Genomic DNA, 12,505 nt, shown 5'->3' on the forward strand with positions numbered 1-12,505 from the left:
AGTTACTTTTTTCCTCAAGATATGATAAAATATAGATAAAGTATTTTGTCTAAATATCACAAAACTATGTTACAATAGTTTTGTTTATAGATGCATTTAAAAATATTAGCTCCAAAGGAGTAAATAAGATGTTTGACAAGGTAATTAAAAAATTTGGAGATCTAAGTATATCCTCTAAAATAGTGTTGTATTACTTGTTTGTGCTTATTATTTCGATTTCTTTTCTTTCGATTGCATACCAAGAGATAAATAATAATATAACCAGCAACAAGGTTATGCAGGTTTCAAATGAAATTGTCTCAAATATCAATTCCAGCATAGAATCGTTAATAAATACTGTAGACAACCAGTCTAAAATATTAATATCGAGTCAGATTCTGCAATCAGCTTTAGCAAATGGAAATGCAGGAAACTATGCAAGCTATATACAGCCAATGAGCAAATACTTGTCGGATTTTTTAAACTTTAACGACTTTATTTCATCCATATATATTTTTGACAACATGGGAAACGAATACTTTGTTGATAATGTTTCTTTTAAAAGCATAAGCTTGTCCACAATAAAGACAGCTAAATGGTATGACAGACTGGTAAGTTTAAATGGAAAATATATATTAGAAGCAAATGATGGAGATCTTATTGACCAAAGCAGTGGTAATAAAGGATATGTATCTTTCATAAGAGTCATAAACGATATAAACAGTCAGAAATCAGCCGGAATCATGATAATAAATATTTCTGAGTCTTATTTGTACAAGTATATAAATAGCTCAATAAATACCTATACGTCTGGTATAATAATAAGAGATGAAAAAGGAAATACAATAATTAAGCCGACAAACATCAGCAAAAATTTAAACAGTGAAATATATACATTCATCAATCCAAATGGCTCAACAGTTAGGAAGATAGATGGTAAAGTCTATATAATATCAGACTTGAAAAATGACTTTGGCTGGAATATCATAAGCATAACACCGTTTAATGAACTTAATAGCCAATTTTGGATCTACAATATAATACTTCTTTTTGTCATAGTCATAAACATCGTATTGCTTTTGCTGGGGCTTCTATTTATATCGCTTTTTATATCGCAACCTATAGTAAAGTTAGTAAACTCCATGAAAGGTATAAAAGACGGTAAATTTGAAAAAGTAGACATCGTGACAGGAAATGACGAGATAGGTATGTTAAAAGACGTGTACAACAAGATGATAGACGAAATAAAGAAGCTTATCGGCGATATAATAAATGAGCAAAAGATGAAAAGAAAACTAGAGCTGGAAGTAATGCAATCGCAGATAAAGCCTCATTTTCTGTTTAATTCTTTTGATGCAATAAGTGCATTGATTTTGATAAATGACACAAAAAGCGCCAGCAAAATTGTAAAAGCCTTAGGAAAGTTTTATAGATCTTTTTTGATGAACGGCAACGAAGAAATAACAATAAAAGAAGAACTTGAAATAATAGATAATTACCTTACAATCCAAAAGATACGCTTCGGAGACAAATTTGACGTCATAAAAGAGATTGACGATAGGACATTGCCTTATAAAATACCGAAGCTGATACTTCAGCCTTTAGTAGAAAACGCATTAAACCACGGCGTAAGAGGAAAAGACGGACAAGGCATAATAACAATAAAATCCCTTTACGATTTAAATCAAATAATTCTTATTGTCTCTGACAATGGAAAAGGCATGAGTGAAGAAAAATTAAAAGAGATAGAATCTGGTCAATCAAAAGGAGTTGGGCTCAGATCTACGATTGAAAGGCTAAAAATTTACTACAATTATAACGATGTTGTGAAGATTCAAAGTAAGCCAGACAAGGGAACAACTATCATAATAACTATTCCTATAAATAAGGAGGACTAAGATGTCAGAAAATAACATTAAGGTATTTATAATAGATGATGAATATTTAGAAAGAAGTCTTTTAAAACAATGCATAAATTGGGAATCGTTAGGAATGGAAATTGTAGGTGAAGCCTCAAATGCAAATGAAGGCATAAAATTAATCGATGAGCTAAAGCCAGATATCGTATTTACCGACATAAAAATGCCTGGTATAGACGGCATTGAGTTTAGTGAATTTATTTTAAAAAAACATCCATCGCTTATCATTATAGTCCTTACAGGTTACAATGATTTTAATTACGCCCAAAAATCTGTAAAATTAGGAATTTTTGATTTTTTGCTTAAACCTATTGACGAAAATGAAGTCTTAAACACAGCAAAAAAAGTGAAATCGTACATCGAAGTGAAGAAAAAAGAAAAGAAAGAGCTTGAAGATCTAAAAAAGCAATTATATGAGAACCTGCCTTATTTGAAGGAGCGTTTTTTAAACGAGCTTATAACCAGCAACTTACCTGAAAGTTCAATAAATGAAAGGCTTGAATTTTTTAAGCTACATTTGAAAAATGAAAATTTTCAAATTGCTGCGATAGAAATCGCAAATTCAGCCGATTTAAATGAAGAATCTCGATTGATTCAAAACTTTAAAGTCAGTAACTACGTTAAAAGCTATTTTAAAAAATTAAAAAATATCATTGTATTCTCTGACCAGATGAATAGAATCATCATATTAAGCAACGATGAGAAGATAGACCTATATAAAATTTGCATGCGTCTTAAAAACAAAATAAATAAAGAGCTTGATTGTACTTTAAATATCGGCATCGGCAACATAAAAGAAAACATCGGCGAAGTTAGAACGTCCTACATGGAGGCCATCGATGCATTAAATTATCACATTGCTGTTGGAAACAACAACATAATACATTATAGAGATGTTCAATTTAAAGAAAGTAAATCAGAAAGTGACACAATGCATCTTTTAAATGAATTAAAATTTTATCTGAAATCTGGATTAGAAGACGATGCTATAAATACTGTAAAAGAAGTTTTCTCTTTGATCGATGTTAAAAGTGAAAATGCGCTTAAGTTAATACATGTTAGTGCATTAAACATTATTTCTGTTTGCTTCTCGGTTTCTCTCGAATTAAAAGAGAATTTTGACGACATCTATTTATCTGAAATAAACACATACAACAAAATAGTAAATATAGAGACGTTGCCTGAGATGATAGAATTCTTATCATCCATCGTAATAAACACAATAAAAGCTGTCAATAAAGAACAGATTAGCAACATAAATAATTTGATTGATGATGTTAAAAAGTTCATAGAGGAAAATTTAAGCGACAGCAATTTGTCACTATCATTTGTAGCAAAGCATTTTTACTTAAACCCCAGCTATCTAAGCAGGACATTCAAAAAGGAAACAGGCATAAACTTCATAGAATACCTGACAAATAAGCGAATGGAAAAAGCAATAAGCCTTATTAAAGAGAAAAACATGAAGTCATTTGAAATCGCCAATGCCGTAGGCATACAAGACCCAAACTACTTCTCATCGTGTTTTAAAAAATACACAGGCTTAAACGTAAGCGAATATAAAAAATTAATAAAAAATACAGTTTAAGGAGATGCTTATGCATCTCCTTATGCATTTAGTTCCAATATAAACTGCATCGCCAAATCTTCAAACCCTCTCATAGGCTCATGTCCATAATCGGGATACACTTTTATATCCTTTTTTGATTTTATGTTGTTGTAAGCTGCAAAAACAGTTGACGGCGGACACACTTGATCCATAAGCCCAACGCACATTAAGACGTCGCCTTTTATCCTTTTTGAAAGATTTTTAACGTCTATATATCCAAGCTTAGTAAATATCTCATTCTCCCTTTCATGCCTTGGATCAAAAAGCCTAAAATAGTCTGTAATCTCTTGGTAGGCATTTTTAGCAAGGTCTAAATCCCATACTCTCTTATAATCAGACAAAAATGGATATTCAGATACTACTTTGCGTATCCTTGGCTCCAATGCTGCACACACTAATGATAGCCCTCCCCCTTGTGATGGCCCCATGACTGCAACTCTATCTTCATCGACTTCTGGCATATTCATTACTATTCCAGCCAATTGGGCAGTATCTAAGAAAATATGCCTAAAAAGCATGTTGTCAGCATCATCGTCTAACCCTCTTATAATATGCCCATTTAGAGTATTTCCCTTTACACCGCCAACATCTTGAGACTGCCCTCCTTGACCTCTTGCGTCCATAGCCACAACAGTAAAACCTGCCGCCACATAATTTAATTTGTCATTCCAGTCACCTGAATTTGATGAATATCCATGAAATCTTATCAGCGCTGGATGTTTTCTCTCTGTCTTAGGCTTTATATACTTTGCATGGATTCTTGCACCACGCACACCTGTAAAGTACAAGTCGTAGCACTCTGCAAAAGGCACTTGAAAGCTACTTTTTTTGAGTTCAATCTTAGGATCAATTGACCTCATCTCATCTAAAGCCCTCTCCCAATACTCATCGAAATCTTCAGGGCATGGATTTGTACCAGTATATTCTTTTAGTTTTTGCAATGGCATATCAAAAAGTCCCATTTTAAATCCTCCTAAATCACATCAATATCCATTTATCTTGCTATCGTCAAGTCCTATATATGTGCTTGATTCATCAATCCTTTCTGTCAACTCATACAGCACAACTGCATTTTTACCTAATTTAAAGTTTAGATTTAAGTATCCATCATTCGGCACAGCACGGCTTGTCATAATCTCTGGCTTTGCAACTTCTCTAAGTGTATTTACCTGCTCTTTGCTAGGATATCTTGGCCTACCCATGTGTATCCATGTGCCCCATGGATTGCCATGCTCTTCATCTATTAACTGCCTCTTAATAAACACTTCTTTGAATCCGACTGGTATCTCAACTTCATATTCTCTATCTGGATTTTCGGTCTTTTTCATCACTTCATTCCATGCGATAAGAGCGATAGAACCGTCATTTCTTCTTGTCACAAGCATGTGCTCATCTCTATAAAGCATTTCTTCTCCCATGGCATTAAAGAATTTAAACGTGTAAAATGTAGGCTTCGGTATCATATTCAACGCCACAAGTCCAAATCCTCCATGGAACTGAGATCTAGGCACATCTCTTTCTTCAAACACATCGCTAAACGTCCAATAAGAAAATGAATCTACATAATCTCCACCTTCGCTTAAAATCCTGGCAATATACGCAGCATTAAATGGCGTATCGTGTACAGGATTTTGAGGGCTGTAAGATGTATTGTATTCTGTTATATGGAATGGAAGGTTCGGAAAATGTGAGTTTCTTATGATCTCTCTCACTGTTTTAAATTCGTTTAGCATGTATTCAGATGGCATAATCTCCTGGTATATGAGATGTGGCGTATATTCACCTTGCTTAGATGTGTACGCGTGTCGCGATACAAAATCGACAGGAACATTTTCTTCATAGCAGAAATTCAAAAAATCTTCTATCCAGTAGTCAGCACCACCACATATAGCAGGTCCTCCTACCTTCAAATTTTCATTTACTTCCTTTATCGCCTTTGCAGTAACCTTGTACAGCTTAAAATACTCCTTCTCATCAGCATCCTTCCAAAATCCTTTTAAGTTTGGCTCATTCCATATTTCAAATGGCCATTTTACAACTTCGCCTATGCCATACCTTGATATGAAATGCGAAACAACAGCTTTTATGAGGTTTTCCCACTTTTCATAATCCTTGGGAGGGGTAACATTTCCCTCCCAATAAAAAACTGTCTGTGTACCAGATGCTAATCTTTTAGGCATAAATCCAATTTCCACAAATGGCCTTATACCCATTTCTAAAAATGAATCGAAAATCCTATCTATATAGGTAAAATTATAAAAAGGTTTTACTTCATCTCCTACCACATCTTCTCTATATATGCCTACATCGTCACACAAAAGGCCATGCCCTCTTATATACTTAAAATCTATGTTCTCTTTGACAAATTTTAATGTATCAACGTACTCCTTTTGAAGTGCAAGGCCAAGCCTGCCTGTTCCGACGCAAAATCTCCACCTGTCAGAAAACTTCTTGTTAGAAAAATTCGGTACTTTCACTTTAATCATGTTAAGACCCCCAAAATCTATTTCATCCACAATACACTTGTCACAAGTCTCGGATACAAGCGACTTCCTCTTGGCGTACCTGTATCGCTGTTTACTTGATCTGTTGCGCAATCTTCGCTGCATGACACCTGTTGCCATGTAGCATGTACTCTATCCCACTCAATTTCTTTATCGCCAAAGTCTATATTAAGCACATCTTTTATCACATATTGACACAAGAAAATTTTGCTGTTCCATGTATTCTTGCTGGTTGACGAAAGCTTCCAACCGCCAGACACTTCATCTATGCATATACCAGGCTTTATAATCGTCATTACGTGCTTCTTTAAAACTTTTATAAGCTCACCAAATACACCATCTTCACTTACAAAGTTAGTATATCCTACAATATATGGATATACTAATGCTTCTACAGCAGGTATTATCCTGGATGTATTGCCTTTTTCAAATACTGCAGGTATATACTGATTGTCTTCATCAAATTTTCCGACGATAGTATTGGCAGCCTGTTTAGCCTTTTCTATAGCTTTTTCTGCCTTTTCACCAAGATCATTTTCTTTAAACAAGCCATGTAACATAACGTAAGCCGCCCATGTCTTTACACCAAGGTATAAATTGTTCCTCGCCTGTCCTAAACTTTCATCAAGGCTGTCATATGTCGTTATTTCCGATCCTGTCTCGCACCTTGAACTATCAACATCCATTATCCCATCATTATTTTTATCTCTTGCCACAAGAGAATCAAAACAATCTTCAAAAACACCCATGTTTTTCTTAAGCCATTCTTTGTCGTTCATTTTTATTGCATAAACAGAACCTGTCAAAACCCAATTCAAAAGCTCTTCATGGGTCATGTAGCTGAAACATCCAGTAAGATTGGGAAGCTCATACGATGAATAACCTTCTTTAGAAAAACCATCTGCAACACCCATATCATGCGTAAAGGCAAGACCCGCTTGATCTCTGTAGCTATACTTTTCATAGTACAGATCCAACGTATTTGTAATCGTCCAAGGGTGGAATCTCATTTCCCAGAAGACATGGTCAACCGTCAAATCAAATGTATTTATCATAATGTATTCGCCTTCGTTTACTACCCAAAGAGGCGTGCCATCTTCCCGCTTCAAAAGCTCTGTGCTGGCATAATAGCTGTGAGCCGCATGTGCCAACAAAAACTGCCTGTACTCATTTAGCCCGCTTTTTTTAAGCTCTTCATCTCTTTCTCTTGCCAAATTTAAGTAATAATCTTGATTGTCAAGTCCAAATGATAATACTTCTTCCAGAGACTTAAAAACAGATGTATAGTAAAATTCAGCATCGATTCCTGTCGTGATGACGCCACTTTGATACGTTGCCAATGCCACAGTATATGTTCTTTTCTCGCCTGCTGGCACTTTAAATATCAAAGATGGTGCTCTGCCAAGACCGTGATTTTGATAGTTATCATTTGCCCATGACGTCAAAATATCAAGTCTTGACAGCTCTCTTACATCATCGCTTTTTTTGACTGCAAAACCATATTTTCTGCCGTATACTCCGCCTAAGTATTTCCCATCTGTAAGCTCAGATAATATCCTTTTCGGACCTTCAAAGCCAAAAATCATCTCAGCGTCCTTATTGCTGTCAGTGTTATCCATTGTCAACTGTATAAATATGACAGGTGCCAATGCAAGTTTCTTTTCGTTTTCATTCATCACAGATGGGTCTTTAACATATCCGAAAGGAGTAAGAATGGAAAACCTGAATTTTCCCGCTGTCCAAGTATCTGATGCCCAACTTAACTCTCTCTCTATCTCATCTTCGCCAAAGACTTTTATATTCTTTTCTTTCTTGCTTGTAGAAACTTCTCCTGTAAACTCTTCTTCTGCATTTTTTGTATCATCTTTAATAAATGGCAACAAGCTTATAACACCATCTCTTTTGTATCCGATGTAGACATTGTTTTCAGGCGGCCGAACATCATTTAATACTACGCCACCACCTTTACCGCATTTACCGATTACAAAGCTTGAGAAAGCGCCAAATGCGCTGTGGTGCGCATAAAAAGATTTACTTATCATTTAAAACACCTCTTCTTAAGATTATGAATTTATTCTACCTTTATAGCTTTTGTTTGAGCTTCTAACGCCAATTCTATAGCTTTAAAAATGTGCTCCTGCGTCATGGCATTTTCTGTCCTGTTTAATGAGTCCAGTATCAAGTCCCCAAAGAAAGGAAATCCTACCTTTCCACTCACATCTATAAAAAATTCACCGTCTTTGTTTACTAAGTACACATGGTCTGGAGCATTTTCTCTTGCAACATCGATGTACTTTCTAAGCTCTATGTAGCCATCTGTACCTAAAATAAACAGCCTTCCATCGCCCCACGTGCCAAGCCCATCAGGTGTAAACCAATCAAGCCTGAAATAGCCTGTTGCGCCATTATCGCCAATTAGCGTTACATCGCCAAAGTCCTCAAAAGTAGGGTACTGTTTATGATTGTAATTTGCTACTTTCGCTGATTGAACCTTTGCGTCTTTTGCACCTGTAAAGAACAAAAATTGTTCTATCTGATGGCTTCCTATGTCACACAGTATGCCTCCAAATTTGTCTTTTTCGTAAAACCAGTCTGGCCTTCCTTTTCCTTCTCTGTGTGGTCCCATTCCTAATACTTGTATTACTCTGCCTATTGCTCCTTTTTCTACCAATTGTCCAGCATAAACTGATGCTTCATTGTGAAGCCTCTCTCCATAATACACGGCATATTTTCTATTTGTCTTTCTAACTTTTTCTTTTGCTTTTTCTAATTGCTGCCATGTCGTCATTGGAGGTTTATCTGCAAAGTAGTCTTTTCCTGCATCCATTGCTTTTAAGCCTATGTCACATCTTTCTGATGGTATTGCTGCACTTGCTACCAATTTAACTGAGTTATCCATCAGTATTTCATCTTCGCTGCGAGCTTTTTTGGCAGTAGGAAATGCTTTTATGAATCTTTCAACTTTCTCTGGGTCTTTGTCGTACACCCATTTTACTTCAGCACCTGCTTCTATTAATCCTTTTGTCATACCGTATATGTGTCCGTGGTCTAATCCAATTGCTGCAAATTGAAATTCTCCATCGCTGCAGACTTTTTTAGCTTTGCTTTCAGGCATATAGTACATACCGTTTTCTCTGCTCATTTGGTGTTCCTCCTCTATTTACTTAATATCTCTTCCAAATGTTATGCGTTCGTCATTGAAATTTTCTACAAACGTTTTTTTCTCATAAAAATGAGGCACTCTTGCCATTATGCCATTTACTGTGTAGAATGGATCATCTTTCTCAAGTGGCAATTTGACAGCTTCTTTTGTTGTAGCTGCTTTGTATATGGCAGTTATAAGCTCTATGGCATTTCTTCCGTCGATACCACTTACCAAGATTTCATTACTTGATTCTAACGCTTTTAATACATCGTCAATCTGTGGAGTGTGCCCTGTGTACTTTGTTTCTTCCAAGCTGTCATAGTATTCCTGTATTTTCTTTTCCAATTCTTCGTCTTCTCCAGATGGGAAACCATTGCTGGACGCTGTTGACGCATATACTTTCCATGGCACTGATATCCTGGCCTTTTTCCCTTGAAGCACAATTTGTTGTTCTTCTCCATGGTGCACGACTGAACTGGTTATCTGAGCCAACGCACCATTTTTATACTTTAGTATGGCTATTGATATGTCTTCAACTTCTGCGTTGTCATGTGCAACATTGCTCATTACAGCCTGTACTTCTTCGGGCATACCCAAAAGCCATATAAGCATGTCTATATGATGTATTGCATGATTTAATGTGCAACCACCACCTTCTTTTTCCCATGTACCTCTCCACCATAGGTCGTAGTACGAATGACCTCTCCACCAAAATGAGTCAACTTGTGCATGTACTATATCACCTGCTAAACCTGACTCTACGATCTTTTTTAGTTTCATGAACTGAGTCCTGAAGCGATTCTGCGCTATTACTGAAAGAATCTTTTTGTTTTTCTTTGAGGCTTCAATCATCCTGTCACACTCTTCTAACGATGATGCCATCGGTTTTTCTACGATTACATGTTTCCCTGAATTTAAACTTTCTACGGCTATGTCAGCATGTGTATATGGTGGCGTGCATATGTCCACCAGATCAATATCTTCTCTTTTCAATATTTCTCTGTAATCACTGTACAAAGTGGCATCTTCTAAGCCAAACCGCTTCTTTTTTTCATAAGCCTTGTCCTCGTAGATATCAGCTATAGCGACGACCTTGCACCTGTCTTTAAACTCCAAAAAGCCTTGTATGTGGGCAGATGAAATATTACCTGCCCCAATTATGGCTATATTAATCATACTAAACTTCCTCCAATCAATCAACTAAGTTATTAATCTAAATTTTTCGATTTTTACTGTATTTCTACATCAATCTCTCCCTGAGACAGCTATTCATAAATTTTCCTTCCATGTTCATCTTTTATGCCAGTCTTCCTGTAAAAATAAGTGTTTACAACATCTCTCCACTCTTTAGCGTCAACTACCTGTATGTCAAACCTCTCTAACACTGCTTTATACGTCTCATCATCTATCTTGCCTTTCAACTTTATCCAAGCTTCTCTCATTTTTTCTGCACGCTCTACACCTTCAAAATGTGTATCGTATATGTGTTGGATAACTGTCTTACCTGATTTTAGCTTGTGACTGTACGGTACATGGTGGAAAAATAGCAAAAACTCATCAGGACATGTATCTATATTTTCGTACATCTTTGCAACAGGCTCTTTGTACTGCGCCGTATAACCTGTACCTGTTTCTACAGTCCTATCGACGCCTATCCCCTTAAAATCTGCGTAGTGATACGTACCCCAATGGGAATATTCATAGCCATCAATATTAGGGCCGTAATGATGACCTGGGTTTACCATCCATCCTATTCCAAGAGGACTTGTGTACTCTTCGTATATCTCTCTCGATTCTAAAAGCATCGGTACGACTGTATTCAAAACATCCTCATCACATCCAAATGTAAGCCTCACCCATTCCTCAGCAATCTCTCTTGATGAAAAATCCGGATTCCAAGCAAGCCTCCCAAAGCCATAAAGATTCGATTGTGCAAGTGGATGTCCTGTCCATGACGCACTATCACCTATGTTCGCTACACCAACAATTCCACCGTGCTCTGAGCCAAACAGACTGCCGTTTACAACTTTCTTTACAAACGAACCTTCTCCTTTTGCAAATGTATCAAAGTCTAAAGCTTCCTTCCAAAGTGGCACAAGGTAACATAAATGTTTCTGTTGTCCTGTATACTCTTGAGTAATCTGAAACTCCATAAAAACATTTGTCTTTTCCATTGCACCAAACAATGGTGTAATCGGTTCTCTAATCTGAAAATCCATCGGTCCATTTTTAACTTGCAAAACCACATTATCCATAAATTTCCCATCTAATGGCTTGAAATTGTCATAGGCAGCTTTCGCTCTATCTGTAGAACGGTCTCTCCAGTCTACCATGCAGTTATATACAAAAGTCCTCCAAATAACAATGCCGCCATATGGCTTTAATGCCTCAGCCAACATATTTGCACCATCTGCATGATTGCGGCCGTATGTGAATGGTCCAGGTCTAAACTCTGAATCTGCTTTTACTAAAAACCCACCGAAGTCAGGAATGTAACTGTATATTTTTGATGCTACATCTTTCCACCACTTCTTAACTTCATCGTTAAGCGGGTCTGCAGTAGAAAGACCACCTATTTCAACAGGGGATGCAAAATTTATGCTTAGATATGTCTTTATGCCGTAACCTCTAAAGACATCTGCGATCCTGGCAACATCAGGCAAAAATTCATCTGTAATAAGCTTAGTTTCTTGCTCATGCACGTTGACATTATTTATTACAACGCCATTTACTGCAATGGATGCAAGCAGCCTTGCATAATCTTTTATCCTCGAAAGATCATCAACTATGCGATTATCTTTAAAGAAGATAGATTTTCCTGCATACCCTCTTTCAATATTGCCATCCATGTTGTCCCAATGATTTAATATCCTAAAATCATTTTGAGGATTGTCAATGCACAATGCATCTTCCAGACTTTTACCGCTAAATATAGATCTTATGATGTGAAAAACGCCGTATAAAACGCCTTTTTCGCTTCCACCGATTATAGACAGTACATTGTGATTATCCTTTTTTACAACATTTAATGCAAAGCCTTCACTTTTAAGTTTTCTTTCTAAATCCACTTTTAATCCTTCTGCCTTAAAATCATCCAGTGTGCCTATAAAAATGCAATTTGACTTTGGCATGTAATCTAAAACTTCTGCTTCTTCTACAATACTTGATAAAGCTTTTTTAAGCTCTTCAACAGCATTATTTATAATTCTATCACTGCTTTTAACTACAATATATTTAAAATAGTCCTTATACCCATCAAATACTTTATCATCACAAAGTACATACTTAAGCCAACAATCGTACATACTGGCAGCAAATTTCCTCTCGCTAATCATTATTATCACTCTCC

At 36.2% G+C, this 12,505-nt stretch carries 8 protein-coding genes; 2 read left to right on the forward strand and 6 right to left on the reverse strand.

The window, feature by feature from the left end; translation table 11 throughout:
- Window positions 1–128: 128 nt before the first annotated feature.
- Together THEXY_RS08835 and THEXY_RS08840 are read left to right on the forward strand one after the other, a co-directional pair.
- Window positions 129–1,877, forward strand: a complete 1,749-nt coding sequence (locus tag THEXY_RS08835; RefSeq protein WP_013788495.1) for a sensor histidine kinase — start codon at window positions 129–131, stop codon at window positions 1,875–1,877.
- Between the two features lies 1 nt (window position 1,878).
- A complete protein-coding gene (locus THEXY_RS08840) occupies window positions 1,879–3,486 on the forward strand; it encodes a response regulator (protein ID WP_013788496.1) in 1,608 nt (535 codons plus the stop codon).
- A 20-nt stretch (window positions 3,487–3,506) separates the two neighbouring features.
- On the opposite strand, the gene THEXY_RS08845 is transcribed toward THEXY_RS08840, so the two are convergent.
- The 6 genes from THEXY_RS08845 to THEXY_RS08870 all read right to left on the reverse strand — a co-directional run bounded on the left by THEXY_RS08845 (window position 3,507) and on the right by THEXY_RS08870 (window position 12,491).
- Window positions 3,507–4,469, reverse strand: coding sequence for an acetylxylan esterase (locus THEXY_RS08845; RefSeq protein ID WP_013788497.1), 963 nt, complete (start codon window positions 4,467–4,469; stop codon window positions 3,507–3,509).
- Window positions 4,470–4,490: 21 nt separating this feature from the next.
- Window positions 4,491–5,993, reverse strand: a complete 1,503-nt coding sequence (locus tag THEXY_RS08850; protein WP_013788498.1) for a GH39 family glycosyl hydrolase — start codon at window positions 5,991–5,993, stop codon at window positions 4,491–4,493.
- A 17-nt stretch (window positions 5,994–6,010) separates the two neighbouring features.
- Window positions 6,011–8,053 (reverse strand): glycoside hydrolase family 52 protein, encoded by a 2,043-nt coding sequence (locus tag THEXY_RS08855; RefSeq protein ID WP_013788499.1) that lies wholly within the window; start codon window positions 8,051–8,053, stop codon window positions 6,011–6,013.
- A gap of 29 nt (window positions 8,054–8,082) precedes the next feature.
- Window positions 8,083–9,153 carry a Gfo/Idh/MocA family protein gene (locus tag THEXY_RS08860; RefSeq protein WP_013788500.1) on the reverse strand — a complete coding sequence of 357 codons (1,071 nt, stop codon included), beginning with the start codon at window positions 9,151–9,153 and terminating at the stop codon, window positions 8,083–8,085.
- A gap of 18 nt (window positions 9,154–9,171) precedes the next feature.
- The gene (locus THEXY_RS08865) at window positions 9,172–10,332 is read right to left on the reverse strand and encodes a Gfo/Idh/MocA family protein (RefSeq protein ID WP_013788501.1); all 1,161 of its coding nucleotides are present in this window, start codon (window positions 10,330–10,332) and stop codon (window positions 9,172–9,174) included.
- Between the two features lie 89 nt (window positions 10,333–10,421).
- A complete protein-coding gene (locus tag THEXY_RS08870) occupies window positions 10,422–12,491 on the reverse strand; it encodes an alpha-glucuronidase family glycosyl hydrolase (RefSeq protein WP_013788502.1) in 2,070 nt (689 codons plus the stop codon).
- Between the last annotated feature and the right edge of the window lie 14 nt (window positions 12,492–12,505).

It is taken from the genome of Thermoanaerobacterium xylanolyticum LX-11, assembly GCF_000189775.2.
In the GTDB taxonomy this organism is placed as follows: domain Bacteria; phylum Bacillota; class Thermoanaerobacteria; order Thermoanaerobacterales; family Thermoanaerobacteraceae; genus Thermoanaerobacterium; species Thermoanaerobacterium thermosulfurigenes.

Bases quoted from the DNA above. Each gene is read 5' to 3' on its own strand.
- THEXY_RS08835 (WP_013788495.1), top strand. From the start codon at position 129: ATGTTTGACAAGGTAATTAAAAAATTTGGAGATCTAAGTATATCCTCT.
- THEXY_RS08840 (WP_013788496.1), top strand. From the start codon at position 1,879: ATGTCAGAAAATAACATTAAGGTATTTATAATAGATGATGAATATTTA.
- THEXY_RS08845 (WP_013788497.1), bottom strand. From the start codon at position 4,469: ATGGGACTTTTTGATATGCCATTGCAAAAACTAAAAGAATATACTGGT.
- THEXY_RS08850 (WP_013788498.1), bottom strand. From the start codon at position 5,993: ATGATTAAAGTGAAAGTACCGAATTTTTCTAACAAGAAGTTTTCTGAC.
- THEXY_RS08855 (WP_013788499.1), bottom strand. From the start codon at position 8,053: ATGATAAGTAAATCTTTTTATGCGCACCACAGCGCATTTGGCGCTTTC.
- THEXY_RS08860 (WP_013788500.1), bottom strand. From the start codon at position 9,153: ATGAGCAGAGAAAACGGTATGTACTATATGCCTGAAAGCAAAGCTAAA.
- THEXY_RS08865 (WP_013788501.1), bottom strand. From the start codon at position 10,332: ATGATTAATATAGCCATAATTGGGGCAGGTAATATTTCATCTGCCCAC.
- THEXY_RS08870 (WP_013788502.1), bottom strand. From the start codon at position 12,491: ATGATTAGCGAGAGGAAATTTGCTGCCAGTATGTACGATTGTTGGCTT.